Below are 25,590 nucleotides of genomic sequence, written 5' to 3'. Positions count from 1 at the left end.
TCAATATGGGGAATTTGCAGTGTCGTCAGAATACAAAGAAGTTTTCCGGATGCGCATGCCCATTCGCTGGGGCGATATGGATGCGTTCGGGCATGTGAACAATACCGTCTACTTCCGCTACATGGAGCAGGTGCGTATTTCGTGGCTGGAGTCGCTCGATATCGCGTCGGAGGAAACCTCGACCGGGGAGGGGCCGGTGATCATCAACGCCAACATGACGTTCTTGCGCCAGTTGCGTTATCCCGGCGATATCGATTGCCGCATGTCGGTGGGCGCGCTGGGCCGAAGCAGCGTCGACACCCGTTTCGAGCTGCGCCGTGCCGACATGCCTGAGGTACTCGTCGCCGAGGGCGGGGCGAAGATCGTTTGGGTCAACTACAAGGCGGAAAAATCGGTGCCGCTACCGGAGGCGGTGCGCGCATTGATGGTTTGAGGCGGAATCGCGGTCGTTGAACGGGGGCGCTGCTCGCCCCCTCGCGCCGCCTAATTGCCGAGCAGCCGCTGAACGAGTTCGGTGGCGGTGCCGGCGCCGTACTTCTGCATCAGACGCGCTCGGTAGATGTCGACGGTACGCGGGCTGATGTCGAGAATCTTGCCGATCTGCTTGCTCGTCTTGCCCTGCACGAGCTGGGCCGCAATTTCGCGCTCGCGAGCGGTCAGGGCCACGGCGACGCGACGGGTGGCCGACATGTCCTCGAAGGTCCAGAGGCCGGCGGCATGCGGGTCGTTCACGTCGAGCGATCGACCGGTCACGTGACACCAGAACAACTCGCCGCTGGCGCGGCGCATGATGCGCTCATCGGCATAGACGCCCTGCGTGCTCATGATTGGCGGAATGCGCTCGCCAATGCGCTCGAACTCCTTCGGCGACGGATACAGCACCTGAAACGACTGGCCAATCAGCGTCTCGGGTTCGTAGCCGAAGATCTTGCCGAGCTGACGATTGCAGTCCTCGATGATGCGCTGGCGCGAAATGACGAGGCCGACGGGCGCGATGTGAAATGCAGTCTGGTAGTCGAACGTCGGCATGGGGGAGCGGCGCGGATCCTGTCGGGGCGCGTGCCGGTGGGTCGCGTGCGACAGCCTGGCGCGCAGGGAGATATGTAATTTCACGTATTGTGCCCGATTTGCACGACACCGTAAGCTCTATGATTGCATGAGGGGCGTGGCCACGGTGATTCGCGGGGCGGCGCAAGCCTCGCAACGCGCAGGCGCGCGACATAATTTCAATGCTCAACCGAGGGAAAGGGACAAACGATGAACAAGGTATACGCCAGCGCCAAGGAGGCGCTCGCCGATGTTGTCGCAGACGGGCAAACGCTCGCCGTCGGCGGCTTCGGCCTGTGTGGCATTCCGGAGGCCCTGATCGCCGCGCTGCGCGACTCGGGCGTCAAGGGGCTCACCTGTATCAGCAACAACGCCGGCGTGGACGGCTTCGGCCTGGGCCTGTTGCTCGAGACGCGTCAGATCAAGAAGATGATTTCGTCGTATGTGGGCGAAAATAAGGAGTTCGAGCGCCAGTATCTGGCCGGTGAACTCGAACTCGAATTCACGCCGCAGGGCACGCTGGCCGAAAAGCTGCGCGCCGGCGGTGCGGGCATTCCGGCGTTCTTCACGAAGACAGGGGTCGGTACGGTGGTCGCCGAAGGCAAGGACACCCGTGAATTCGACGGCGAGACTTACATCATGGAGCGCTCGTTGCGCGCTGACGTCGCGCTCGTGAAGGCCGCCAAGGCCGATCGCGCCGGCAACCTCGTGTTCAATCGCACCGCCCGCAACTTCAACCCGGTGGCGGCCATGGCCGGCAAGATCACGATCGTCGAAGTCGAGGAACTGGTCGAGACCGGTTCGATCGACCCGGACGACGTGCATTTGCCCGGCATCTTCGTTCAGCGCATTGTGCTGAACGCCCATCCGGAAAAACGCATCGAACAACGCACGGTACGTGCCAAGTAAGCGCCGAGATCAAGGAGATAACCATGGCATGGAATCGTGATGAAATGGCTGCGCGCGCGGCGCGAGAGCTGGAAGACGGCTTTTACGTGAACCTCGGCATCGGGTTGCCCACGTTGGTGGCCAACCATGTGCCCGAGGGCATGGAAGTCTGGCTGCAATCGGAGAACGGCCTGCTTGGCATCGGCCCGTTCCCGACGGAAGACGAAGTCGATGCGGACATGATCAACGCCGGCAAGCAGACGGTGACCACGCTGCCCGGGTCGTCGATCTTCTCGTCGGCGGACTCGTTCGCGATGATCCGCGGTGGTCACATCAATCTGGCGATTCTCGGGGCGATGCAGGTTAGCGAAAAGGGCGACCTCGCGAACTGGATGATCCCGGGCAAGATGATCAAGGGCATGGGCGGCGCGATGGACCTCGTTGCCGGCGTCGGTCGCGTGGTGGTGCTCATGGAGCACGTTGCCAAGGGCGACGCGCACAAGATCCTCAAGGCCTGCGATCTGCCGCTCACCGGGGTTGGAGTGGTCAATCGCATCATCACCGACCTGGGTGTGATCGATGTGACACCAGGCGGCCTGAAGGTGGTCGAACTCGCGCCGGGCGTGACCAAGGACGAGATTTCGCAGAAGACCGGGGCGCCGCTCGACACGAGCGCTGTCTGACGTGTTCGCGATGTGCCGATTGTCTCCGGTTGCCTGAGTACCGGGGATGTCTGACACGCAGTATTGCTGAGGGTTGCCGTGGCCGTTGAACCCGGTGACCGGTGGAAGGCGAGACGGGCGGGGATTTCCCCGCCCGTTTTGTTTTGGAGACGTCTGCGGCCCAGTGACCATCCGTGCGCCGCGCAACGCTGCGCAGCGGATTGCCGGCATCGGTGCAAAGGAAGGCCGCAAGCGCGGTAGAATTCGGGTCTGGAAACCGATCCGAAGAGTCTGTCATGCCGAGCTACGCGCCGCGTCTGTCGAACGTTCAGTGCCTGAGTCCGTCCGGGTTGCATCGTATGGCGTACACCGAATGGGGCGATCCGGAGAATCCGCGCGTGCTGTTGTGTGTGCACGGGCTCACGCGATGCGGGCGCGATTTTGACGCGCTGGCGAAGACGTTCGCAAACGACTACCGTGTCGTGTGCCCCGACGTGGTCGGGCGCGGGCAGTCGTCGTGGCTGCGCAATCCCGCCGGGTATGTCGTGCCGCAATACGTCTCCGATATGGTGACGTTGATTGCGCGGCTGGGGGTGGCGTCGGTGGACTGGTTTGGCACGTCGATGGGCGGATTGATCGGCATGGGGCTTGCGGGTTTGCCGGATACGCCGATTCGAAGTCTGCTGCTCAACGACGTCGGGCCGCATATCGACGCCGCGGCGCTTGCCCGCATCGGTCAATATGTCGGCATGCCGAAGCGTTTTGCGTCGATCGACGAAGGCGCCGATTACCTCTGGTCGATCTCGTCGTCATTCGGCCCCCATACCCGTGAGGAATGGCATGCGTTATGCGAGCCGCTGCTCAAGGCCGACGGCGACGGGTATGTGTTGCGTTACGACCCATCGCTCGGGGCGGCGTTCGCCGCGATTTCGCCCGAGGCCGTGGCGGCGGGCGAGGCCATGCTTTGGGCGTCGCTGGCGGCGTTTTCCGGGCGCATACTGGTCGTGCGCGGCGAGCAGTCGGATCTGCTCTCTCGCGCGACATTGGAACAAATGCTGGCGCACGCGCAACATGCGCGCGCCGTTGAAATACCCGGCGTGGGGCATGCGCCGACGTTTGTGCATGCGGATCAGATCGAGATCGCACGCCGATTTTTTGCGGAATCCGCCGACTGACAGGCGCCCCGCTGGCCGGAGGGGGCATTGGCAGGTTCGGCATTCGAAGAATACGAGGAGTCTTACATCATGGCAGTACAACGTTTCTACGTCGAAAAGCGCTGGTCGGACATGGCCGTGCACAACGGCACGGTGTATCTGGCAGGCCAGACGCCGGACGACCGCACGCAGGACATGGCCGGTCAGACGCGCCAGGTGCTCGCGCATATCGACCGTCTGCTCGCCGAGGCGAACAGCGACAAGTCGCTGATCCTTTCCTGTCAGATCTACATTTCGGACATGAAGTACTTCGGTGAAATGAATCAGGTGTGGGACGACTGGGTGCCGGCCGGTAATGCGCCCCCGCGTGCCACCGTGCAGGCGTTGCTCGCCGACCCTGCCATGCTTGTTGAAATTGTGGTCGTGGCGGCGCAGCGCGAGCGCTGAGTGCACGACCCGCATCATCAGGGGCGCGCGACGCCCCGTGTTACGACATGAACCCACATCAAGCCCCGACATCCGCTGGCACGAATTCGACGACGGCGCCCGACGCCAGAAATTCGATCCCGGGCGCGGGTGAAGCCCCGCTGCCCGCCACGCTCGACGATGCGTTGGCGTTCGCCGAGACACTGTGCGGCGAGCACGTGTTGTCGTCCGGCGAGCCGATCATGGCGCACGCACGCGGCATGCTCGCGATTCTCGATACGCTGCGCGTGGACGAGGCAACGCATCAGGCCGCGGCACTCTTCTCGGCGGTCGAGTTCCTGCCGGATCCGCAAGCCACGTTGACCCAAACGTTCGGGGCCGAAGTGGCCGCGCTCGTGATCGACGTGCGCAAGTTGCAGCGGCTCTCGGGCGCGGGCTCGCGTGCCGCGCAGGCCATGCCGTCCGACGGGCGTGATCGCGACGCGGCGGCAGAGCGCAAGTCGCAGGTCGAAGGGCTGCGCAAGATGCTGCTCGCGTTCGCGCAGGACATCCGTGTGGTGATGATCCGGTTGGCGTCGCGTCTGCAATCGCTGCGCTGGTATGCGGCGCAGAAGAAGGCGCCGCCCGAGGACATGCCGCACGAGGTGCTCGAGATCTACGCGCCGCTGGCGAACCGTCTTGGCATCTGGCAACTGAAGTGGGAACTCGAAGACCTCGCTTTCCGCTTCCTTGAGCCGGTGACGTACAAGCAGATCGCCAAGCTGCTCGAAGAGAAGCGCGTCGAGCGTCAGACGTTCATCGAAGGGGCGATCCAGCGTCTTCAGGAGGAATTGGCGCGTGCGGGGGTCAGGGCCGAAGTGTCCGGGCGGCCGAAACACATCTATAGCATCTGGAAGAAGATGCGCGGCAAGGCGGTCGATTTCGCCGAGCTGTACGATGTGCGCGCGTTTCGCGTGATCGTCGACGACATCAAGGATTGCTACACGGTGCTGGGCATTGTCCACAACTTGTGGCAGCCGATTCCGAAAGAGTTCGACGACTACATCTCGCGTCCGAAGCCCAATGGCTACAAATCGCTGCACACCGTTGTGATCGGCGACGACGGGCGGGCCTTCGAGGTGCAGATTCGCACGAACGAGATGCATCACTTCGCCGAGTACGGCATCGCGGCCCATTGGCGCTACAAGGAGGCGGGGCAGCGGGGCTACGGCGGTGCGTTTGCGGCGAACGAGGCGTACGACGAGAAGATCGCCTGGCTGCGTCAGCTGCTTGCGTGGAAAGACGACGTGGCCGACACGGTGGGCGCCGAGGGGGCCGCGCAGCCCTGGGCGCAGCTCAAGCGCGCGACGATCGACGATCACATCTACGTGCTCACCCCGCAGGCGCGCGTGATTGCGTTGCCGCAGGGGGCGACGCCGGTGGATTTTGCCTATCATCTGCACTCGGAGCTGGGGCACCGATGCCGTGGTGCGCGTGTCGACGGCGCGATGGTGCCGCTCAACACGCCGCTGCAAAACGGGCAGACGGTCGAAATCGTGACGGTCAAGCAGGGCGGTCCGTCACGCGATTGGCTCAACACGCAGTTGGGGTATCTGCAGAGCCACCGGGCACGCCAGAAGGTGCGCCAGTGGTTCAATGCCATCGATCTCGAAGAGACGATCGCCCACGGTCGCACGCTGATCGACAAGACGCTGCAGCGCGAGGGCAAGACTTCGGTCAACCTGGAGGAGCTGGCCGCTCGCCTCGGGTTCCGTACGCCGGACGACCTCTACGCGTCCATCGCCAAGGATGAGTTCAGTCTGCGCCATGTCGAGCAGGCGCTGTCGGGCAACCTGCCGGGGCCGGAGCCGCGCGACGAGGATACGCTCGTCGCGAAGAAGAGCCTCGACACCAGCGTCGCGCAGGGAGCCAAGAGCGGGGTGCTGGTCGTGGGCGTCGGGGCGTTGCTCACGCAACTGGCCAAATGCTGCCGGCCGGCGCCGCCGGACCTGATCGTGGGCTTTGTCACGCGAGGCAAGGGCGTGTCGATTCACCGCCAGGATTGCACGAGTTTTCAGGCCATGAAGGCGCGTGCGCCGGAGCGGGTGATTCAAACCGCATGGTCGGCCGACGTGCTCGAAGGGCGGGGCGTGGCCGCTTATCCGGTGGACATTCAGATCGAGGCGACGGATCGTCAGGGATTGCTGCGCGACATCTCCGAAGTGTTTTCGCGCGAGAAGCTCAACGTCACTGGGGTCAGCACGCAGTCGCGGGGGGCGCAGGCGTTCATGCAATTTACTGTGGAAGTGCGCGATGGCGGGCAGTTGCAGCGAGCGCTGGCACAACTGGGTGGGGTGACGGGCGTCGTGTCGTCGCGTCGGCGGTAAGCGGTTTTTGCGGCAGGCACAATAATCGCTTGGCGACCCGCGCAAATGTTGCTAGAATCTCGTTCTCTTGTAGTAGGCTCGTAGCTCAGCTGGTTAGAGCACCACCTTGACATGGTGGGGGTCGTTGGTTCGAGTCCAATCGAGCCTACCAACGAATTTGATGCATGACAGTCCGCGAGACCCCGCAGACACAGGCGCTGGAAAAACACTCATGTTGAAGACCGCCCGAACTTTCACAGTGGTGAAGGTGCGACGTTAAGTCGAGGGTGTTTTTCGTCTGGATGCAAGGAATGAAGAGACGGCCTCGACGACAGTCGAGGCCGTTTTTTTTCGTGGTATTGCCGCGTGGCGTTGGCCGCGCGTGACGCTTTTGCGCATGGGAGTGCGACATGATTTCGGTACGTTTGCCTGACGGCTCGCAACGCCAGTACGAAGCCCCGCTCACGGTGGCGCAAGTCGCCGGCTCGATCGGCACGGGGCTGGCCAAGGCTGCCCTGGCCGGCCGCGTCGACGGCAAGCTGGTCGATACGTCCTATCTGATCGATCGCGATGTGAGTCTTGCCATCGTCACGGACAAGGACGCCGATGGTCTCGACGTCATCCGTCACTCGACGGCTCACTTGCTGGCTTACGCTGTCAAGGAGCTGTTCCCCGAGGCGCAGGTCACGATCGGTCCGGTCATCGAGAACGGCTTCTACTACGACTTTTCATTCCACCGCGCCTTCACGCCGGAAGATCTCGAGGCCATCGAGAAGAAGATGCACGAGCTGGCGAAGAAGGATGAGCCGGTCACGCGTGAAGTGCTCTCGCGCGACGACGCCGTACAGTTGTTCATGTCGATGGGCGAGAAGTACAAGGCCGAGATCATCGAATCGATTCCGGCAACGGACGAGATCGGCCTGTATCGCGAAGGCCGGTTCGTCGACCTTTGCCGTGGGCCGCACGTGCCGTCGACGGGCAAGCTCAAGGTCTTCAAGCTGATGAAGGTCGCGGGCGCCTACTGGCGCGGCGACGCCAAGAACGAACAGCTTCAGCGCATCTACGGCACGGCCTGGACGAAGAAGGAAGACCAGGACGCGTACCTGCACATGCTCGAAGAGGCGGAAAAGCGCGATCACCGCAAGCTCGGCCGCGCCCTGGACTTCTTCCACATGCAGGAAGAGGCGCCGGGCCTCGTCTTCTGGCACCCGAAGGGCTGGACGCTCTGGCAGCAGGTCGAGCAGTACATGCGCCGCGTCTATCGCAACAACGGTTACCAGGAAGTGAAGGGCCCGCAGATTCTCGACCGCTCGCTCTGGGAGAAGTCGGGGCACTGGGAGAACTACAAGGACAACATGTTCACGACGGAGTCGGAGAATCGCGCTTATGCGCTCAAGCCGATGAACTGTCCGGGCCATGTCCTGATTTTCAACTCGGCGCTGCACAGCTATCGTGACCTGCCGCTGCGCTATGGCGAGTTCGGTCAGTGTCACCGCAACGAGCCGTCGGGCGGCCTGCACGGCCTGATGCGCGTACGCGGCTTCACGCAGGACGATGGTCACATTTTCTGCACGGAAGACCAGATTCTCGACGAGTGCGTGAATTACACGGCGCTGCTGCACGCCGTGTACAAGGATTTTGGCTTCACGGACATGATTTACAAGGTCGCCACGCGTCCTGAGCATCGTGTTGGCTCGGACGAGAACTGGGACAAGGCCGAATTTGCGTTGATGGAGTCGCTGCGCCGTTCGAACTGCGAATTCGTGATCGCCGAGGGCGACGGGGCATTCTACGGCCCGAAGATCGAATACACCCTCAAGGACGCGCTTGGCCGGCAATGGCAGTGCGGCACGATGCAGGTCGACTTCTCGATGCCCGAGCGCCTGGACGCCGAGTATGTGGCCGAGGACAACAGTCGCCGACGCCCGGTGATGCTTCACCGCGCCATCCTGGGTTCGCTTGAGCGCTTCATTGGCATTTTGATCGAGCACCATGCTGGTGCAATGCCGACCTGGCTCGCGCCGGAGCAGGTGATTGTGCTGAATGTGTCCGAAAAAACGGCCGATTACGCACAGGAAGTGACGAAAAAGTTGAAAGAACAAGGGCTTAGGGCTCGCTGCGATTTGCGCAACGAGAAAATTAGCTATAAAATACGCGAGCATTCCTTGCAGAAGGTTCCCTATCTCGTTGTGGTCGGGGACAAGGAGCAGGAAGCGAATACGGTAGCCGTGCGTGCCCGTGGCGGCGTGGATCTGGGTGTGATACCCGTTGACGCGCTCATCGAACGTCTGGCGCAGGAATGCGCAACGTTCCAATAACGCCTGTCGGACAGCGCGGCTAAATTTTTTGTTTTTTTCGAGGATAAGCAACATCGCTACCGATAAAGCGCATCGCATCAATGGCGAGATCACTGCGCCTGAAGTGCGTCTAACCGGGGTCGACGGTGAACAGCTCGGCATCATGAAACTCGCCGAGGCTTTCCGTCTGTCCGAAGAGGCCGACGTGGATCTGGTGGAAATCGCGCCGCAGGCGCAGCCGCCGGTGTGCCGCCTGATGGACTATGGCAAGTTCAAGTATCAGGAACAGAAGAAAGCGCACGAGAACAAGCTGAAGCAGAAGGTTGTTCAGATCAAGGAAGTCAAATTCCGGCCTGGCACCGACGACGGCGACTACAACGTCAAGTTGCGCAATTTGAAGCGGTTCCTCGAAGAAGGCGACAAGACCAAGATCACGCTGCGTTTTCGTGGCCGTGAGATGGCTCACCAGGAAATCGGCGCTCGTATGCTGGAACGTCTGAAGTCCGATCTCGAAGAGTTCGGCCAGCCGGAACAGATGCCGAAGATGGAAGGCCGTCAGATGATCATGGTCATCGCGCCGAAGAAGAAGTAACGCCGTGGCGGTGTCGAACGATGCCGCCGGGCTGCAAGGAATTGCTGCCGTGGCCCGCAAGGCCGCGGCAGCGATGCAGGGTGCTGTCTGACCCTGAATACAAGTGGTCTCGGGTTCTACAAGGGGCGCGATTTTGGCGTCACACCTGTGATCATGTTAAAAACTCGGAGTTTTTCATGCCTAAGATGAAAACCAAGAGCGGTGCCAAGAAGCGCTTTCGCGTGCGTCCTGGCGGTACCGTTAAGCGTGGTCAGGCCTTCAAGCGTCACATTTTGACGAAGAAGACCACCAAGAATAAGCGTCACCTGCGCGGTGCCGTCGGCGTTCATGAGTCTGATCTGAACTCCGTACGCGCAATGCTGCCCTTCGCTTAAACCCCGACTTAGATAGGAGAGAAACATGCCTCGAGTCAAACGTGGGGTCACCGCACGGGCCCGCCATAAGAAAGTCATCGCTGCTGCCAAGGGTTTCCGCGGCCGCCGCAATAACGTCTTCCGCATCGCCAAGCAAGCGGTCATGCGCGCTGGGCAGTACGCCTATCGCGATCGCCGTAACAAGAAGCGCGTGTTCCGCGCCTTGTGGATTGCGCGTATCAATGCAGGTGTGCGTCAGCACGGTATGACCTACAGCGTGTTCATCGCTGGTCTGAAGAAGGCCTCGATCGAACTCGACCGCAAGGTGCTGTCCGACATGGCCATCAACGACAAGCCGGCGTTTGCCGCGATTGTCGCCCAGGTGAAAGCCGCCGTCGCAGCCTAAGCTGTAGTTAGCGTATCGCGCGCCTTACCGCGCGCCATTCGCCAGGAGGGGGCTCTCATCGGAGCCCCCTTTTGTTTTTCGCATGGTACATGCGGCCATCTCGACCGCCTAACTTGAGTCTGTAGCATATGGATCTGGAACTTATCGTCAGCGAAGCGCAGCGTGCGTTCGCCGCCGCTCCCGACGCCGCCGCGCTGGAAAACGAGAAAGCCCGCTTTCTTGGCAAGACCGGCCAACTGACCGAGTTGCTCAAGGGCCTCGGCAAGCTTGATCCCGACGCGCGCAAGCATGAGGGCGCACGGATCAATGCGGCCAAGCAACAGATCGAAGGCGCCCTGCAGGCGCGCCGTCAGGCCATGGCCGACGCGCTGCTCGACGCGCGCTTGTCTGCCGAGGCCGTCGACGTCACGCTGCCCGGCCGAGGCCTGGGCGCTGGCAGCCTGCACCCCGTGCTCACCACCTGGGAGCGCGTTGAACAGATTTTCCGCTCCATTGGCTTCGACGTGGCTGATGGCCCCGAAATCGAAACCGACTGGTTCAACTTCACGGCACTGAACAGCCCGGAGAATCACCCGGCGCGTTCGATGCAGGACACGTTCTACATCGAAGGGAACGACGACGCCGGCAAGCCGTTGCTGCTGCGCACGCACACGAGCCCGATGCAGGTGCGTTACGCGCGCATGAACAAGCCGCCGATCAAGGTGATCGCGCCGGGCCGCACGTACCGCGTCGACTCCGATGCCACGCACTCGCCGATGTTCCACCAGGTCGAGGGCCTGTGGATTGCCGAAGACATCAGCTTTGCCGACCTGAAGGGTGTGTACACCGACTTCCTGCGCAAGTTCTTCGAGCGCGACGACATTCAAGTGCGTTTCCGCCCGTCGTATTTCCCGTTCACGGAACCGTCCGCCGAAATCGACATGCAGTTCGAGACCGGCAAGAACGCGGGCAAGTGGCTGGAGATCTCGGGCTCGGGGCAAGTGCATCCGAGCGTCGTGCGCAATATGGGACTCGACCCGGAGCGTTACATCGGCTTCGCGTTCGGCTCGGGGCTGGAGCGTCTCACGATGCTGCGCTACGGCGTGCAGGACCTGCGCCTGTTCTACGAGAACGACCTGCGCTTCCTGCGCCAATTCATGTAATCGATGCCGACGGCCCCGGACTGGCGCGACGCCGCTGCCGCCGGGCTCTCGGATGTGAAGACTTAACTGCGAGCGAACTGATCCATGCAATTCTCTGAATCGTGGCTGCGTACCCTGGTCGACCCGGATTTGTCGACGGACGCGTTGGCGCATGCCCTGACGATGTCCGGGCTCGAGGTCGAGGAAACCGACCCGGTGGCCCCGCCGTTTACCGGCGTGGTCGTGGCCAAGGTGCTCGACGTCGCCCGGCATCCGGATGCTGACCGCCTGAACGTCTGTCAGGTCGATGCCGGCACCGGCGAGACGCTCACCATCGTGTGCGGCGCACCCAACGTGGCGCCGGGCATCAAGGTGCCGTGCGCGACCGTGGGCGCGGCCTTGCCCCCGGCCGAAGCCGGCGGTGCCCCGTTCCAGATCAAGATCGGCAAGCTGCGCGGCGTGCAGAGTTTCGGCATGCTGTGCTCGGCGCGCGAGCTCAAGCTCTCGGAAGACCATGGCGGTCTGATGATCCTGCCCGATGATGCCCCGGTTGGCATGAACATCCGTGAGTATCTCGATCTCGACGACACGGTGTTCGTCGTCAAGCTCACCCCGAACAAGGCCGATTGCCTGTCGCTGCTGGGTATCGCCCGCGAAGTCGCCGCCATCACCGGCGCGCCGCTCAAGGACTTGCCGGGCCAGGGCGCCCAGCCCGCGACGATCGCCGACACACTGCCGGTGCGCATCAGTTCGCCGGAAGGTTGCGGACGCTTCGGTGGCCGTATCATCCGCAACGTGAACGCTGCCGCGGCGTCGCCGCGCTGGATGGTCGAGCGCCTCGAGCGCGCCGGTCAGCGCAGTATTTCTGCGCTGGTCGATATCACCAATTACGTGATGCTCGAATTGGGGCAGCCGCTGCACGTCTATGATCTGAACCGTCTGCAAGGCGGGATCGACGTGCGCTTCGGGCGTGCGGGAGAAACGCTCAAGCTGCTCAACGAACAGACCGTGACGCTCGACGAAAGCGTGCTCGCCATCACCGACGCCAGCGGTCCGATCGGGCTTGCCGGCATCATGGGCGGCGACTCGACCAAAGCGGGTCTGGAGACGCAGAACATCTTCCTCGAAGGCGCATTTTTCTTCCCGCAGGCGATTCAGGGCCGTGCGCGCAAATACAACTTCACCAGCGATGCCTCGCACCGCTTCGAGCGTGGCGTCGACTTCGCAGGCAATGTGCGCTCGCTCGAGCGTGCCACACAACTGGTGCTCGATATCTGCGGCGGCCAGGCCGGTCCGCTGGAAGATCACGTCGCGAAGTTGCCCGAGCGTCAGCCGGTGACCCTGCGCGTCGCACGCGCCGTCAAGATTCTGGGGGTGCCGGTTGCCGAGGCGGAGATGAGCGCCATCTTCACGCGGCTGGGGCTGCCGTTCACGCTGCAAGACGGCGTGTTCAGTGTCACGCCGCCGTCGTATCGCTTCGACATCGAGATCGAAGAGGATCTGATCGAAGAGATCGCACGCATCTATGGTTTCGATCGCATTCCGGCCAATCCGCCGGTCGCCGCGAGCGAAATGCGTCCGACGCAGGAAGGCCGCCGCTCGCAGCATGCCGTGCGTCATGCCGTGGCAGCGCGCGACTATCACGAGACGGTTGGCTTCAGCTTCGTGGACGTCGAGTGGGAAGCCGACTTCGCCGGCAACGACAATCCCATCAAGCTGCTCAATCCGATCGCCAGCCACCTCGCCGTGATGCGCTCGACGCTCATCGGCAGTCTGATCGCGGCCACGCGCTACAACCTGAACCGCAAGGCGTCGCGCGTGCGCGTGTTCGAAATCGGGCGTACTTATCATCGCGACAACACGGTCGCGTCGGGCGAGCTGAGCGTTGGCGGCTATCGTCAGCCGCTCACGGTCGCGGCGCTGGCCTACGGCCCGGTGCTCGACGAGCAGTGGGGCGCGGCAACGCGCCAGGTCGATTTCTTCGACGTGAAGGGCGATCTCGAAGCGCTGTTGTCGCCGCGCACGGCACGTTTCGTCAAGGCCGACCACCCAGCGTTGCATCCGGGACGCAGTGCGGCGATCGAAGTCGATGGCAAGCGTGTCGGGATCCTCGGCGAGCTGCATCCGCGCTGGCAGCAGAAGTACGACCTGCCGCATGCGCCGGTGCTGTTCGAGATCGAGGCGCAAGCGCTGCTGGTGCGCGACGTCGCGAGCTACGAAGAGATCTCGAAGTTCCCGCCGGTCACGCGTGACATCGCGCTGGTGGTGGATCAGGCGCAGCCGGTACAGGGTCTGATCGACGCCATGCTGGCGGCGCGTCATGACGATCCGGCATGCAGCGTGGTGCAATCGGTCCGCCTGTTCGACGAGTTCCGCCCGAAGGCCGGCGCAGCGTCGGGCTCGCTGGGGGCGCAGGACAAAAGCGTGGCGTTTCGTGTTACTCTGCAAGACCCCTCGGGTACGTTGCAGGACGAGACGGTCCAGAGCGCGATCAACGCACTGGTACAACGGGTAGAAGGGTTTGGCGCACGTTTGCGCGCCTGAAACTTGGTTAGCATCCGCTTGCGAGTGGGTTATCGCACTGTCATCGCCATCGCGTGAGACGTATGAACGAAATGAATCCTGGTGAATTTGAAGCCATGCTCGCGGCGCAGCGCATCGCGCTGGGCCGCAGCGACACGAACGAGGTCTCGACCGAAGCGCCTACGCTGACCAAGGCCGAACTGGCCGAGCTGCTGTTCGAGCAAGTCGGATTGAACAAGCGAGAAGCGAAGGATATGGTCGAGGCGTTTTTCGAATCGATCCGTGACGCGCTGGAATCCGGCGACAGCGTCAAGCTCTCCGGCTTCGGTAACTTCCAGTTGCGCGACAAGCCGCAACGACCCGGTCGGAATCCGAAGACAGGTCAAGCCATTCCGATTGCGGCGCGTCGCGTGGTCACTTTTCACGCCAGCCAGAAGCTCAAGTCGATGGTGGAATCCGGCGTACTGAGCAAGTAATTTCCGGCCGCCGCATTCTGTGGCGGCCGCTGGTTTCTCCTTCGCAGTTTAACCGTCGTCCCATTCCGCTCACGCCGCGATGGATCACGTTGCCTTGCCGCCGATTCCCGCAAAGCGTTACTTCACCATCGGTGAGGTGAGCGAGCTGTGCGGCGTCAAGCCGCACGTTTTGCGCTACTGGGAGCAGGAGTTCACGCAACTGCGCCCGGTCAAGCGGCGCGGTAACCGACGGTACTACCAACACCATGAAGTCCTGCTGATCCGGCGTATCCGGGAGTTGCTCTATGAGCAGGGCTTCACCATCAACGGGGCACGTAACCGTCTCGAAGCCGATACGCCGCGCGGTCCCCGTGCGAGTGCGACGGGGGCGGCCGCCGGGCTCGCGGGCGAGCCGGCGCCGTTGGCTGAATTCGAGGGCGCGGTCGACGTCGATGATCTGCGTCGCCGGCTGGAAGCCATTATCGATCTGCTCAAGTCTTGAGCAAGTAGGGGCGCCTGGGTAGCGGCTTGCCTCGCGCTCTCCGCCCCGAGGCCGTTGTGTTAAGCGATTCCAGCGTCGCTGGCAGTGACCGCTCGGTAGCGAGGGCGTGTGACGCTCCCAGTGGCGCTCGGCTGCCGTTGTGCGGCCCGACCGGGGCGTTGAACCCCGGGATTCTCCTGATGCGGCGGTTGCCGAAATATCCGTAATCCGACATATGAGACGCCGCGAGGCGGGGGCGTTCGCGCCCAACCTCACCCAACGCGGCCTCCCGAATGCGCACGTACCGAATGACTTCCGGGGGCGCCTCGATTGCCTTACACTTGCCGGAAACCATGGCGTGCGTGAGCGACGACCGCTGGATCCTATTGACGACCGGGCCAACACCGACTTTCGCGCGCGCTTGCGCACAAGGGCTGAAAGGATCTCGACCTATGGCGGAACCGAGCACAATGGGAGCGCGACAGGGAAGTTGGATGGCGCCGCGTCGCTCGATCGCCGCGATTCTGATTTTCGGTCTCCTGATTCTGGCCCTTGTCTGGACGGCTGTGCTTTGGCGCATCGCCATTGAACGCGAGGCCATTCTGCGCGACGCGGCCGGCTCGGCATCGACGGTCGCGACGGCGCTCGAGCAACATACGCTGCGCGCCATCCGTCAGGTTGATCAACTGACCCGTTTCGTGAAATACGAGTTCGAGCGACGTCACGGGACCTTCGATCTGAAGCGCTCTCTCGTTGAAGGGACGGTCAAGGACCCCTTCATGGTGCAGGTCAGTCTGGCGGATGCGAAGGGCGACATCATCGCCACGACGATAGCCGGCGGCATCGGCGTCAGCATTGCCGACCGGGAGCACTTCCGCGTGCATCAGGAGCTCGCGAACGACAACTTGTTCATCAGTCATCCCGTGCTCGGGCGCGTGTCGCACAAGTGGGTGCTCCAGTTCACTCGGCGGCTCAATCATCCCGACGGCAGCTTCGCAGGTGTCGTGATCGTGTCGCAGGCGCCGGACTACTTCACTACGGACTTCTACACGAACGCCGTGCTTGGCCAGTATGGCGAGGTCGCCGTCATTGCCGACGACGGTGCGATGCTCGCGCGCAGCACCGGCGCCGGCGTTGCTGTCACCGGCACGGGGGAACTGCCGCCGTTCTCGGCCGCGCAACGCACCTCCGGCATCCAGCGCGATCCCATCGACGGCGTCGAGCGCATCGTGGCTTACCGGCATCTGCGCGATTATCCGCTGGCGGTTCAGGTCGGTTTGTCGGTGGAAGAGGCGCTGGCTGAGCACCGGCATGTGGCGCGGGTCTATCTCACGATGGCCACCTTCGTGTCGGTCGCACTCATCGTGTTCTTCGCGCTGATTGCCTACCTCATGCAGCGGCTGATCGGTCGCGACCAGCAGCTCACGCGTCTGATCTCGTTCGACGCGCTTACCGGACTTCCGAATCGCTACGCGATGATGGAGTCGCTGCGGCGTGCACTGGCCACGCCTGATCAGGTCGGCAAGGTGGCGTTGCTGCACATCGACCTGGACAACTTCAAGAGCGTCAACGACACGCTGGGCCATACCCAGGGTGACGAGATCATTCGGCAGGTCGCTGAACGCTTTGCCCCGTGCATGCCGCCAAACGCCATGCTGGCGCGTTTTGCCGGCGACGAGTTCATGGTGCTGCTCGCAGGCGACGGGGCGCCGGATAGCGCCGAAGCGCTGGGCGAGACACTGCTTGCCACGCTCAAGTCGCCGATGGTGGCCGACGGCACGTCTTTCGCGTTGCACGCGAGTATTGGCGTGACGTTCTGGTCGACGCTGGAAGAAACCGAAGCCGATCTCATCAAGAAGGCCGATCTGGCCATGTACTCGGCCAAGGAGGCCGGCAAGAGTATCGTGCGCGTCTACACGCAGCAGATGACGTATCAGGCGCATCAGCTCGTCGTGTGGGAGCGCCAGATGGAGCAGGCGCTGGCCAACGGCGAATTCTTCCTCGCCTATCAACCCATCGTCGCGCTCGAGTCCGACTGCGTGCGTGGCATGGAGGCGTTGATTCGCTGGCGTCACCCGGAGCGAGGCGTGTTGAGCGCAGGCGACTTCATTCCCCTGGCGGAAACGACCGGGCAGATTGTCGCCATCGGCGAGTACGTGCTGGCGCAGGCTTGCAGTCAACTGGCCGCGTGGCGAGACACGCCGATGGCGTCGCTGCGGCTGGCTGTCAATGTCTCGTCGGTCCAATTCTGGCGCGGCGACATTGGCGAACTGGTCGAGCGTCTCTTGCGGGCATACGCGATCGAGCCGAATCGTCTGGAGCTGGAAATCACCGAGTCGGTCATGATCCGGAACCCGGCGCTCGTGGAGATGAGAATCGAGCAATTCAAGCGCGCCGGGCTACGCATCGCGCTGGACGACTTCGGTACCGGATACTCCTCGTTATCCTACCTGACCCGATTTCCTGTCGACACCCTCAAGGTCGATCGCTCATTCGTGGAATCGATTCCCGATTCGTCACGCTCGTGTCTGATGATTTCGAACATCGTCAACATCGCGCGTTCGCTGGGTATTGAACTGATTGTCGAGGGTGTGGAGAACGATCGGCAACTGGATTGGCTGCGTCATTTCGTGCCGCTGTGCGCACAGGGTTACTTATTCTCGCGGCCAGTGGAAATCGATCAGCTTGATTCGGTCATCGCGCGTTTGGGTATCTGCCGTTAAAGCGAGGCAATGCGGCAAGGTAGACGAGCGAAGTATTCAGCTAATTAATAGATTAAATAGGCATTCGTAATATATTCGTGATTTGATGTTCGTCGCTACAGTTTGATCGTCGGTGTGCTATAAAATTGCCCGATTCGCGGGATGAATCCGGTCGGCATAAGCGCCATAAGTGGCATAAGCGCTATAAGAGGCGCAAGAGGCGCAAGAGGTGTAAGAGGCGTGAGCGGGAAGTGCGGCGAGTGCGAACGGCGGCGGGCCGTCGCGAAGCCCGCTTGAAGGCGAGGGAGGCAGGGTGTCAACCGCCTGCCATTGTCGGGGTGGACAATGCGGGCGGTCAGGATCCGACGGCGCGGGGCGCGACAGGCCGGGGGTCGGGAAAGGGGGACAAAAGGGGGAACGAGTTCGACGCGCAGACCAGAATTGGCGGTAATTCGCTGGCACCAGGGCGGCCAGTCGCGACCAGAACTTCTGTCCGGGGAAATGACAGAAACGCGACACGAATGCGGCGCATATTTCGCCAACGTAAGAAGTGAATAATATTAGAACGAGCGTTTGATTTTCGGATGAGGATAAGGCATTGGCTTTATGCTGCCAGCGTCTCGGTTGGCGTGCTGGTCGCCTGCTGGGTTGCGGCGGACCGCACCGCCACGTCGCTGGTCGGCGACAAGCTTGCCCAGAGCGTCGACGCCGGGCAAATGGTGGCCGACCGTGTCGCCGACGGCATGATTCACGCGATCAACACCGATCTGGCGATGGTGCGCGCCATCCCCTCGACGTTGGCCGAAGTGGATTTGCTGCGCGACGTTCTGCGCCCGCCGGGCGGCGGGGCACCGCCCCCCGAGATGGTCGATCGCGCCAACAGGTTTCTGCTAGGCGCTCAGGGATACTTCGGTGTTGACCGGGTGTGGCTGATCGATGCCCACGGCATCTGTGTGGCCGCGAGCAATTTCAACGATGGGCCATCGCCGATCGGACAGTCGGTGGCCGACATGCCCTACGTCACCAATGCCCTGTTGGGCGGACGCTTCGAGAGCTATGCCGCAGGCTGGGAGCATCAGGCGCCGGGCCTTTATTTCAGCGTTCCGGTGTATCGCCAAGGCGCGCTGATCGGTGTCGTGATGACCAAGATCGGACTCCGACGTTTGCGTCATTGGGTAGGCAGTGGCGAATCGTTCATCGCGGACGGCAACGGCGTGGTCATCATGGCGAACGACCCGCGCTTTGAAAATCGCTTCATGCTCGATGGCAAGTTGGGGGCGCTCTCCGCCGCCCAGCGGCGGGCGTTGTATCAGCGTGACGACTTCGCACGCATGCCCATCTCGCAGTTCAAGCGCGCCCCCGGCCGCTCGAACGCCTGGGTGCCGCAGGAATTGCTGGCGCGGATGTCGGCGTTCGGCGAGTTCCGCAAGCCGTTCGTGATCACGTCGCGTCCGAGTTCGAGCAACGGCCTGACCGTCTACGCGGTGGAAGGCGTCGACGCCTGGGAGGCGCTTACGCGCGAGCATGCCAAGGATCTGGCATTGTGTTTCCTGCTGTATCTGGGCGGTGTCGTCATTGTGGCCCTCGCGCTCTGGACGTACTGGCGTGAGCGGGCGCAGCATCGTGTCGCCCGTCAGTCGAACGAGGCACTGCGCGCAGCCAATCATCAACTGGCCTTCGAGGCGAGTTATGACGAACTGACGGGCAGCCTTACGCGGCGCTACTTCTTTCATCGTTTCGAGCGGTTGCTGGAAAGCACGCAGCGCAAGAACGAGCCGATGAGCCTCATCGTCGCCGATCTCGATCTCTTCAAGTCCATCAACGACACCTATGGGCATGCCATCGGCGATCAGGTGCTGTGCCGTTTCGTGCTGGTCTGTTCGTCGACGTTGCGCGGCGACGACCTGATCGGCCGCATCGGTGGCGAGGAGTTCGCGATTCTGCTGCCGGGGGCGAGCGAGCGCGACGCGCTGCGTGTCGCGGATCGCATCCGCGAGCGCTGCAAGCGTGAATCGCTGGAGGGTAGTGAGCCGCCGCTGCGGTTCTCGGCGAGTTTCGGCATCACCGAGTGGCAGGACGACGATTCGCCGATGTCCATGGTCGAGCGCGCCGATATGGCGCTGTACCGCGCGAAACGCGCCGGTCGCGACCGTTGCTGGGTGTTCTGAGCCGGGACCGGCGGCCCCTCGGGCAGGGGCTGCACGTCATATTGCGTCGTGGTTACCAATGTCACGTTTGGTAACCAAAGAAGCTGCGTCCCGCGCGCATTTCACGGGAACCCGCGTGTCTAATGAGTCAACAAGGGCTGCGAGGCTCGACGACCTGCCGATGGCCGGTGGTCGATGCTCGTCGCTCGCGACTCGAACAGCTCATGCGGGAGACGTTATCGTGAAACGATTACTTTGGCTGGCAGGCGGCGCTGCCGTCGCCGTGATGATGGCCGGTTGCGTTGCCGTGCCCTATGGTTCTCCGGCGTACGGCAACGCGTATTACGACAGTTATGGCTATGCGCCGGGCTACGCAGTCGCGCCTGCGCCCGTGGTGACGTTCGGGATATCGGGCGGCTACTACGGCGGTGGATATTACCGCGGATGGCACGGCCGGGGCCGCGGATGGGGTCGCGGATGGGGATGGCATCACTGAGATGGCACCGACGGGGCGGGCTGAGCGCCCGGCCCCGGCGTCCCGTGCGCGGTCGTTACCGCACTCAGAACTCCGACAGCGCGAAATCGTCCTTGGCGACGTCGCATTCCGGGCAGCGCCAGTCGGCCGGTACGTCGACCCAGCGCGTGCCGGGGGCGAGGCCGTCGTTCGGCGCGCCTTCGGCTTCGTTGTAGATCCAGCCGCAGATCAGGCAGATCCAGCGCTTGAATTCGGTCGGGGTGTCCAGCAGGGTCGTCATGGTGTCGAGGCAACAGGGATAACGTGAGCGACCCGCATTGTAAGGCAAGCGCAGCGCGACGTCCCGCCCGCGGACCAGGGTGTGCGCACGCAACGTTAATCCAGATCAATGGACGGGCGCGGCAGGTGCGAATCAGGGAGCGGCGAGGGAGCGAACGGAGGGGGCAGGCGCGCCGGCGGCGACCGGCGCGCCAAACATTACCAGTGAATCTGGTTCAGGAAGATCGGCGCCATCTGTGCAAGCGAATTGAGCAGCGAAATCGCGGTGTCGCGATGGGATACCTCCCGCCACAAGCGACTTTCCTTGACGACCCGATCACGGTCTTCTGCCGTCTTCACGTCAGGCGAGCGTAACTCGTTGATCAAGTCGATGACGGACGCGCGGTCGACCGTTTCCGTGACCGAATGACGCGCGAGCAGGTCGTCCAGATGGACGCGCTCCGCTTCGGTCGTGGACGCGTCGGCAGGCGACGGGGCAGGGGTAACGGACGGCTTGTCGGATTGGGTCATACGAGACGTTCTCCCGAAGTTACTGGAAAGCGAAACGGCCGCTGAACCGCGGATCCTGTGAGGATCCCAAGTCATGCATGGCGAGTTATCGCACGATTCCATCATAGGCCGATTCGCTTGCGCTGCGAACCCTCTCCTGCGCGCGAAGCCCCCGCTTTTCGCGCGAATCGCCGCGTGATTTCCCACGGGCTTGCGTCACGTCAAAGCCGTAACGGTTTGTAATACGTGCGCACAGAAGCGCGGTGAAACGTCAAGCTTAAAAAATTTATCCAAGGCTGACGCTGAAACGGGCAATCCTCTTGACAGCTTGTAACGACGGGCCTTTCAGCAGACAGGGGGCGGGTTATCCAGTGGGTTATCCACAGAACCTGTGGGTAACTCGTCGCGCGTTCGGCGTTCGGCGATCGCCGAGCGTGTAACGCCGATCGGCGCCGGTCAGTCACACGCACCGACACCGCACCGACGCCGCGTCGTCACCGAAAGAGCGGGCGCAGCATCAGCAGCGCGAAGAACAGTGCGACACCAACGGGGAGCAGACCCGTGAAGAAGGCGGGCCATGGACCGCGGCCGCGACGACGTGCACCGAATGATGAAATCAGGCCGGCGCAAAGACACATCACGCCGACGGCCCAGGTGGGATGTGGGCTCTTGAGCACCCAGGCGGCAGCGGCCAGCAACCCGATCCAGGCGAGCGGCAACGCGCCCGGTGGCGGCAGGGCACCGCCGGGCGAAAGCTTGGCGCTGCGAGACTTGTCGGCGGTGTTGGACGTGGCAGGCGTGGCGGGCGTACCCGGCTTGTTTGGGGGATTGGCAGGCATTGAGATTCCGGAAACGCAGGGGGGCGCAACGACGCGGGCGTGCGAAAGACGCAGGATAGCAAACGCCGCGCGGCAGCGCTCAGGACTTGCGAGCGTGCAAGGTGGGGAACGCAGAGGGTCTTGCGGCCGCATGCATGTCGTCTGCGGGGGCGTCCACATGCCAGACGGCGGTCGAGTCGACGTCACGCGTCGGCGCGAACGCTGGCGGTGTCGCACAGCGGTTGTCGAGGTCGACATATTGCTTTCGAACCACGCGCTCGGCGGCTGGCGTTGTCATGATTCTCCGCGGAACGGCCAAGCCGTGACGCGTGCCACGCTCACCCGGGACGGACGCTTCCGGCGAGGCACGCACGGCAACGCATGGTTGATGAAAGGGATCGGCGGGTGCCGTGCCCGGTGGCATGGCCTGGGCGTGGCCCCGGGTTGCACCGGACGCGATCAGCATGCTGAGTATGACGAAGCCGAACCGAAGCCATGCCATATGACGACCGGCGGGCGGGAAAGTGGGTGAAAAAGCGGGCGGGACTTGTGGCCTGGCGTGTCTCGGCGGCATGGCGGGCTCCGTCGGGGCGATCGTTGGGACGCCGTGCAGGGCGAGTATTGCAAGCGGCTGCGCGGTGTTTTCACGAAGCTAAAGCCAATATCGTGCCGGAATCGGTAAGTGAATGATTTTGCAAGGAATGTGGGGACGTGATGGCACACATGCACCGATGGCCTGATATCAAGTGTTGCAGTTCCGAAACGTGCGCCTGAGAATCGACGTGTCGACGTGTCGACGTGTCGACGTGTCGACGTATCGATGTATCGACGCATGCGCGGACGCGGACCCGACCCGACCCGACCATGACATGGGCAATTTACCGATTTCGTGAGTGCTGTATATAATTACAGTATTCCACTCCACGGCGAGACAGAACCCCTCATGAAAGCCAACTACTCCATCGCCGACATCGAGCAGGCGATCAACTACTGGACTGGCCGTCAGGCCGCCGACAGCCACTGGTCGTTGTGTCAGTCGGCGCGAGCGCTGGCCAACATTTATGGCGAGATGATCTACCGGCGTGAGACGAGCATTCCCGCCGATACGCTCGACGCCGAGCAAAGCCAGGCCATCGAGACGGCGCTACATCAGATGGAGCTGGGTCTCGCGCCGTGATTCGGGATGAGGCCGGGCATTCCACGGCCTTCCGCCTTCCAGGACGTTTCAGGAGAGCCGGGGCGACGGCGAGGGGGGCCGTGTCGACCATCGTTCGAGCCAGCATTCGAGGTCGACGGCCGACAGCGCGGGGGCAAACAGATACCCCTGCGCCACGCGATACCCCTGGGCGACGAGCAGCGCACGCTGGGCCTCGTCCTCCACCCCTTCCGCAACAACGGTCAGGTGCAGATTGCGCCCGATGCTGATGATGGCATTGGTCAGTGCCCGGACTGTCTCGTCGCGGGCGATGTCGTGCACGAAACTTCGGTCGAGCTTGAGCTCGGAGACCGGCAGGCGACGCAGATAGCCCAGACTCGAGTAGCCGGTGCCGAAGTCGTCCATCGACAGCCGTACGCCCATGCCGTGAACTTCCTCGATGATGCGCAGCGTGCTCGGGTTGTGGTCCATCAGCACGCTTTCCGTGATTTCGATGGCCAGGCACGACGGTGGCAGATCGTGATCGGCCAGAGCGTCGGCAATCGTGCGCGGCAGGTTGTGATCGTGAAAATTGGTCGGCGACAGGTTGACGGACACGTTGCCGATGCCCACGCCACGCTGGCGCCAATCTGCCAACTGGCGGCATGACTCGCGCAGTGTCCAGGTGCCCAGTTCCCCGATCAGGCCGCATTCCTCCGCCAGAGAAATGAAGCGCGATGGCGACACGTCGCCGTACTGCGGATGCGTCCAGCGCGTCAGCGCCTCCGCGCCGTAGACCGAGTCGTCGGACAGATCGATCTGCGGCTGATAGAAAAGCTGGAGCTTGCCTTGGTGCAGGGCGTCGCGCATGGCGGTCTCCAGCTCGAGCCGCTCCTGCGCGTGGAGGTTCATGTCTTCGTGATAGAAGCGCACGCTGCCCGGGCTGGTCATCTTCGCCTGATACATTGCCATGTCGGCGCGTTGCAGCAGGATGTCGAATGCCTTGCCGTGATTCGGATACAGGCTGATACCGAAGCTGCCCGACGGCGCGAGCGTCACGCCATCGATCTGGCACGGCGCGCGCAACGCGCTGCGCATGCGCTCGAGGGCAATATCGAGCCGCTCGGGATCGCACTCGGTGAGCATGGCCACGAACTCGTCGCCCGACAGACGCGCGACGATATCGGCGCCGCGCAGCGAGCGTCGCAGCCGCTGGGCGATCGTGCGCAGCAGGGCGTCGCCCGCCTGATGGCCGAGCGAGTCGTTGACCTGCTTGAAGCGATCGAGGTCGATAAAGATGACGGCCATGCGCGCGTTCAATTCTGCCGCGCTGGCGATGGCCTGCGCCGCGAGCACGCCGAGCATGCTTCGATTGGGCAGGCCGGTGAGGTTGTCCGAGAACGCCAGTTGACGAATGCGCGTGCGCGACTCGTCGCGCTCGAAGGCCAGTTTGCACAGATGCACGCAGACGTCGACGAGCCGCTCATGCAGGGCGTCCGGGCCGCGAGGCGTGCGGTAATAGAAACCGAGCACCCCGAGCACCCGCCCGTCGTTCGCGATGATGGGCATGGCCCACGACGCGGCCAGTCCGAATTCGGCCGCCATGTCGCGGAAATCGGCCCAGCGCGGGTCGTGCGCGATGTCGGTCACGATCACCGGGCGTGCCTGGAACGCCGCCGTGCCACAGGTGCCCACATTCGGTCCGATGGCCAGGCCGTCGATGCACTTGTGATACTGCGCGGGCAGGCTTGGCCCTGCCTGCGGACGCAGCCGGCCTTCGGCGTCGACCCGCACGACCGAGGCCACGACCTCGGGAGCGATCTGCTCCAGTTCGCGGCAGATGAGCGTGAGCACCTCAACGAGGGGCGCATCGCGTACCATCGCGGCGAGCGCCTTGTGCTGCAGCACTTCCTGAATCTTCGACTGCGTGATGTCGGTGAACAGCACCACGGCGTTGATGAGCTGGCCGTTCGCGTCGAGAATCGGGTTCGTCACCACGGACACCCACAGGGGCTGGCGCTGCGCCGTGCGCACGAGCACCTCGCTATGGCAACTGCGGCCGTCGCGAGCGGAAACGAGGTAGTTCGCGAGGGCGTCTTTTACATCGACGGCCGACGCGCCATCGGCGAACTCCCCCACCGGTGTCTCGCCGGCGGGGACGTTGGCGGACTGACCGATCACCTCGTTCGCGGCGTAGCCGAACATGCGCGTGAACCCCGCGTTCACATAGCACACGTCACCCTGCGCGTCGGTGATGAGCACGGCGTTGTCGGTCTCATCGACGCCGAGCGAGAGCAGATGCAGGCGGGCGTCGTCGGCCGCTTGACGCTCCACATGCGCGCTCACGTCGATTGCGAGCTTGATCACGAAGGCGAGCTTGCCCTCGTCGTCGATGACCGGGTTGTAGGTAGCGTCGAGCCAGATCGGGCTGCCGTCGCGGCGACGCCGGCGGACTTGCCCGGAGTGCGAGCGGCGGGTGTGGGTGACGTTGGCGAGGGCGTCGCCGCATGTGGGATCACCGGGGTCGCACAGGAGGGTGTGCGACTGACCGAGCAGGTCGGCGCGCGCGTAGCCGAACATGCCGAGCAGCTTGTCGTTGACATCGACGACGATGCCATCGGGCGTAAGCGTGAGCATGCCCAGCGAATGGTCGAGCGCCGCGAGCAGCGCTTCGCGCCCCGGCGCGGCGCCGGCGACGGACGGTGAACCGGGCACGACCATCACAACGGCCTCCTCGGACGTCCTGTGGACATTGTCGGGTGTGACTTGGGCTGACACGCCAAAATCGCTTTCAA

Annotated in this window: 23 protein-coding genes, 1 tRNA gene and 1 pseudogene; 19 read left to right on the top strand and 6 right to left on the bottom strand. The window is 63.1% G+C overall.

What is annotated here, in order from left to right; genetic code table 11:
• The first annotated feature begins 19 nt into the window (after window positions 1-19).
• On the top strand, window positions 20-433 hold the full coding sequence (locus PEP31012_RS09870) for an acyl-CoA thioesterase (protein ID WP_281355429.1): 414 nt from the start codon (window positions 20-22) through the stop codon (window positions 431-433).
• A 50-nt stretch (window positions 434-483) separates the two neighbouring features.
• Here the strand turns inward: PEP31012_RS09870 and PEP31012_RS09865 are convergent, their stop codons facing one another.
• Window positions 484-1,029 carry a PAS and helix-turn-helix domain-containing protein gene (locus PEP31012_RS09865; protein WP_150589165.1) on the bottom strand — a complete coding sequence of 182 codons (546 nt, stop codon included), beginning with the start codon at window positions 1,027-1,029 and terminating at the stop codon, window positions 484-486.
• 228 nt (window positions 1,030-1,257) lie between these two features.
• On the opposite strand from PEP31012_RS09865, the gene PEP31012_RS09860 reads away from it, so the two are divergent.
• The 17 genes from PEP31012_RS09860 to PEP31012_RS09775 all read left to right on the top strand — a co-directional run bounded on the left by PEP31012_RS09860 (window position 1,258) and on the right by PEP31012_RS09775 (window position 20,095).
• The gene (locus tag PEP31012_RS09860; RefSeq protein WP_150589164.1) at window positions 1,258-1,956 is read left to right on the top strand and encodes a CoA transferase subunit A; all 699 of its coding nucleotides are present in this window, start codon (window positions 1,258-1,260) and stop codon (window positions 1,954-1,956) included.
• 23 nt (window positions 1,957-1,979) lie between these two features.
• Window positions 1,980-2,618: a CoA transferase subunit B gene (locus PEP31012_RS09855; protein ID WP_150589163.1), complete on the top strand. Its 639-nt coding sequence runs from the start codon at window positions 1,980-1,982 to the stop codon at window positions 2,616-2,618.
• 275 nt (window positions 2,619-2,893) lie between these two features.
• Window positions 2,894-3,772: an alpha/beta fold hydrolase gene (locus PEP31012_RS09850; protein WP_150589162.1), complete on the top strand. Its 879-nt coding sequence runs from the start codon at window positions 2,894-2,896 to the stop codon at window positions 3,770-3,772.
• A gap of 69 nt (window positions 3,773-3,841) precedes the next feature.
• Window positions 3,842-4,198 carry a RidA family protein gene (locus PEP31012_RS09845; protein ID WP_150589161.1) on the top strand — a complete coding sequence of 119 codons (357 nt, stop codon included), beginning with the start codon at window positions 3,842-3,844 and terminating at the stop codon, window positions 4,196-4,198.
• Window positions 4,199-4,245: 47 nt separating this feature from the next.
• Window positions 4,246-6,543: a RelA/SpoT family protein gene (locus PEP31012_RS09840; protein ID WP_246171221.1), complete on the top strand. Its 2,298-nt coding sequence runs from the start codon at window positions 4,246-4,248 to the stop codon at window positions 6,541-6,543.
• A gap of 74 nt (window positions 6,544-6,617) precedes the next feature.
• Window positions 6,618-6,694: transfer RNA gene (locus PEP31012_RS09835), tRNA-Val, on the top strand.
• Between the two features lie 238 nt (window positions 6,695-6,932).
• On the top strand, window positions 6,933-8,840 hold the full coding sequence (gene thrS / locus PEP31012_RS09830) for a threonine--tRNA ligase (protein ID WP_150589160.1): 1,908 nt from the start codon (window positions 6,933-6,935) through the stop codon (window positions 8,838-8,840).
• Between the two features lie 28 nt (window positions 8,841-8,868).
• The gene (gene infC / locus PEP31012_RS09825) at window positions 8,869-9,411 is read left to right on the top strand and encodes a translation initiation factor IF-3 (RefSeq protein ID WP_150589318.1); all 543 of its coding nucleotides are present in this window, start codon (window positions 8,869-8,871) and stop codon (window positions 9,409-9,411) included.
• Window positions 9,412-9,587: 176 nt separating this feature from the next.
• Complete coding sequence (rpmI, locus tag PEP31012_RS09820; protein WP_010806049.1) at window positions 9,588-9,785, top strand: 50S ribosomal protein L35; 198 nt, start codon at window positions 9,588-9,590, stop codon at window positions 9,783-9,785.
• Window positions 9,786-9,810: 25 nt separating this feature from the next.
• Window positions 9,811-10,170 (top strand): 50S ribosomal protein L20, encoded by a 360-nt coding sequence (gene rplT, locus PEP31012_RS09815; RefSeq protein ID WP_010806048.1) that lies wholly within the window; start codon window positions 9,811-9,813, stop codon window positions 10,168-10,170.
• 128 nt (window positions 10,171-10,298) lie between these two features.
• Window positions 10,299-11,312 (top strand): phenylalanine--tRNA ligase subunit alpha, encoded by a 1,014-nt coding sequence (gene pheS, locus PEP31012_RS09810; RefSeq protein WP_150589159.1) that lies wholly within the window; start codon window positions 10,299-10,301, stop codon window positions 11,310-11,312.
• A gap of 84 nt (window positions 11,313-11,396) precedes the next feature.
• Complete coding sequence (pheT, locus tag PEP31012_RS09805) at window positions 11,397-13,835, top strand: phenylalanine--tRNA ligase subunit beta (protein WP_150589158.1); 2,439 nt, start codon at window positions 11,397-11,399, stop codon at window positions 13,833-13,835.
• Window positions 13,836-13,897: 62 nt separating this feature from the next.
• Complete coding sequence (locus PEP31012_RS09800; protein WP_150589157.1) at window positions 13,898-14,290, top strand: integration host factor subunit alpha; 393 nt, start codon at window positions 13,898-13,900, stop codon at window positions 14,288-14,290.
• A gap of 79 nt (window positions 14,291-14,369) precedes the next feature.
• Window positions 14,370-14,771 (top strand): MerR family transcriptional regulator, encoded by a 402-nt coding sequence (locus PEP31012_RS09795; RefSeq protein ID WP_150589156.1) that lies wholly within the window; start codon window positions 14,370-14,372, stop codon window positions 14,769-14,771.
• 473 nt (window positions 14,772-15,244) lie between these two features.
• Window positions 15,245-17,473 carry a bifunctional diguanylate cyclase/phosphodiesterase gene (locus tag PEP31012_RS09790; RefSeq protein WP_150589155.1) on the top strand — a complete coding sequence of 743 codons (2,229 nt, stop codon included), beginning with the start codon at window positions 15,245-15,247 and terminating at the stop codon, window positions 17,471-17,473.
• A gap of 563 nt (window positions 17,474-18,036) precedes the next feature.
• Entirely contained in the window at window positions 18,037-19,620 is a 1,584-nt protein-coding gene (locus PEP31012_RS09780) for a sensor domain-containing diguanylate cyclase (RefSeq protein WP_150589153.1), read from the top strand.
• Window positions 19,621-19,840: 220 nt separating this feature from the next.
• Entirely contained in the window at window positions 19,841-20,095 is a 255-nt protein-coding gene (locus PEP31012_RS09775; protein ID WP_246171220.1) for a hypothetical protein, read from the top strand.
• A 64-nt stretch (window positions 20,096-20,159) separates the two neighbouring features.
• On the opposite strand, the pseudogene PEP31012_RS09770 reads toward PEP31012_RS09775, so the two are convergent.
• The 4 genes and pseudogenes from PEP31012_RS09770 to PEP31012_RS09755 form a co-directional block, all read right to left on the bottom strand.
• Window positions 20,160-20,327 (bottom strand): annotated as a pseudogene (locus PEP31012_RS09770) (rubredoxin); the annotation flags it as partial.
• Between the two features lie 224 nt (window positions 20,328-20,551).
• Window positions 20,552-20,863 (bottom strand): hypothetical protein, encoded by a 312-nt coding sequence (locus PEP31012_RS09765; protein ID WP_150589151.1) that lies wholly within the window; start codon window positions 20,861-20,863, stop codon window positions 20,552-20,554.
• Window positions 20,864-21,336: 473 nt separating this feature from the next.
• Window positions 21,337-21,681 (bottom strand): hypothetical protein, encoded by a 345-nt coding sequence (locus tag PEP31012_RS09760; RefSeq protein WP_150589150.1) that lies wholly within the window; start codon window positions 21,679-21,681, stop codon window positions 21,337-21,339.
• Window positions 21,682-21,760: 79 nt separating this feature from the next.
• Window positions 21,761-21,958 (bottom strand): hypothetical protein, encoded by a 198-nt coding sequence (locus PEP31012_RS09755; protein ID WP_150589149.1) that lies wholly within the window; start codon window positions 21,956-21,958, stop codon window positions 21,761-21,763.
• 645 nt (window positions 21,959-22,603) lie between these two features.
• Here PEP31012_RS09755 and PEP31012_RS09750 point away from each other — a divergent pair.
• Entirely contained in the window at window positions 22,604-22,837 is a 234-nt protein-coding gene (locus PEP31012_RS09750; protein WP_150589148.1) for a DUF3717 domain-containing protein, read from the top strand.
• Window positions 22,838-22,885: 48 nt separating this feature from the next.
• On the opposite strand, the gene PEP31012_RS09745 is transcribed toward PEP31012_RS09750, so the two are convergent.
• Entirely contained in the window at window positions 22,886-25,516 is a 2,631-nt protein-coding gene (locus tag PEP31012_RS09745) for a sensor domain-containing protein (protein ID WP_150589147.1), read from the bottom strand.
• Window positions 25,517-25,590 lie beyond the last annotated feature (74 nt).

Origin of the sequence: Pandoraea eparura, from assembly GCF_902459725.1 — a bacterium.
GTDB lineage: Bacteria > Pseudomonadota > Gammaproteobacteria > Burkholderiales > Burkholderiaceae > Pandoraea > Pandoraea eparura.
Note: the sequence above shows the minus strand (reverse complement) of the source record. Positions and strands in the feature narration are given on the sequence as shown.

Bases quoted from the DNA above. Each gene is read 5' to 3' on its own strand.
- rpmI (WP_010806049.1), top strand. From the start codon at position 9,588: ATGCCTAAGATGAAAACCAAGAGCGGTGCCAAGAAGCGCTTTCGCGTG.
- PEP31012_RS09780 (WP_150589153.1), top strand. From the start codon at position 18,037: ATGAGGATAAGGCATTGGCTTTATGCTGCCAGCGTCTCGGTTGGCGTG.
- PEP31012_RS09865 (WP_150589165.1), bottom strand. From the start codon at position 1,029: ATGCCGACGTTCGACTACCAGACTGCATTTCACATCGCGCCCGTCGGC.
- PEP31012_RS09800 (WP_150589157.1), top strand. From the start codon at position 13,898: ATGAACGAAATGAATCCTGGTGAATTTGAAGCCATGCTCGCGGCGCAG.
- PEP31012_RS09750 (WP_150589148.1), top strand. From the start codon at position 22,604: ATGAAAGCCAACTACTCCATCGCCGACATCGAGCAGGCGATCAACTAC.
- rplT (WP_010806048.1), top strand. From the start codon at position 9,811: ATGCCTCGAGTCAAACGTGGGGTCACCGCACGGGCCCGCCATAAGAAA.
- PEP31012_RS09765 (WP_150589151.1), bottom strand. From the start codon at position 20,863: ATGACCCAATCCGACAAGCCGTCCGTTACCCCTGCCCCGTCGCCTGCC.
- PEP31012_RS09795 (WP_150589156.1), top strand. From the start codon at position 14,370: ATGGATCACGTTGCCTTGCCGCCGATTCCCGCAAAGCGTTACTTCACC.
- PEP31012_RS09760 (WP_150589150.1), bottom strand. From the start codon at position 21,681: ATGCCTGCCAATCCCCCAAACAAGCCGGGTACGCCCGCCACGCCTGCC.
- pheS (WP_150589159.1), top strand. From the start codon at position 10,299: ATGGATCTGGAACTTATCGTCAGCGAAGCGCAGCGTGCGTTCGCCGCC.
- PEP31012_RS09745 (WP_150589147.1), bottom strand. From the start codon at position 25,516: ATGGTCGTGCCCGGTTCACCGTCCGTCGCCGGCGCCGCGCCGGGGCGC.
- PEP31012_RS09860 (WP_150589164.1), top strand. From the start codon at position 1,258: ATGAACAAGGTATACGCCAGCGCCAAGGAGGCGCTCGCCGATGTTGTC.
- PEP31012_RS09755 (WP_150589149.1), bottom strand. From the start codon at position 21,958: ATGACAACGCCAGCCGCCGAGCGCGTGGTTCGAAAGCAATATGTCGAC.
- thrS (WP_150589160.1), top strand. From the start codon at position 6,933: ATGATTTCGGTACGTTTGCCTGACGGCTCGCAACGCCAGTACGAAGCC.
- PEP31012_RS09790 (WP_150589155.1), top strand. From the start codon at position 15,245: ATGGCGCCGCGTCGCTCGATCGCCGCGATTCTGATTTTCGGTCTCCTG.
- PEP31012_RS09855 (WP_150589163.1), top strand. From the start codon at position 1,980: ATGGCATGGAATCGTGATGAAATGGCTGCGCGCGCGGCGCGAGAGCTG.
- PEP31012_RS09840 (WP_246171221.1), top strand. From the start codon at position 4,246: ATGAACCCACATCAAGCCCCGACATCCGCTGGCACGAATTCGACGACG.
- pheT (WP_150589158.1), top strand. From the start codon at position 11,397: ATGCAATTCTCTGAATCGTGGCTGCGTACCCTGGTCGACCCGGATTTG.
- PEP31012_RS09850 (WP_150589162.1), top strand. From the start codon at position 2,894: ATGCCGAGCTACGCGCCGCGTCTGTCGAACGTTCAGTGCCTGAGTCCG.
- PEP31012_RS09845 (WP_150589161.1), top strand. From the start codon at position 3,842: ATGGCAGTACAACGTTTCTACGTCGAAAAGCGCTGGTCGGACATGGCC.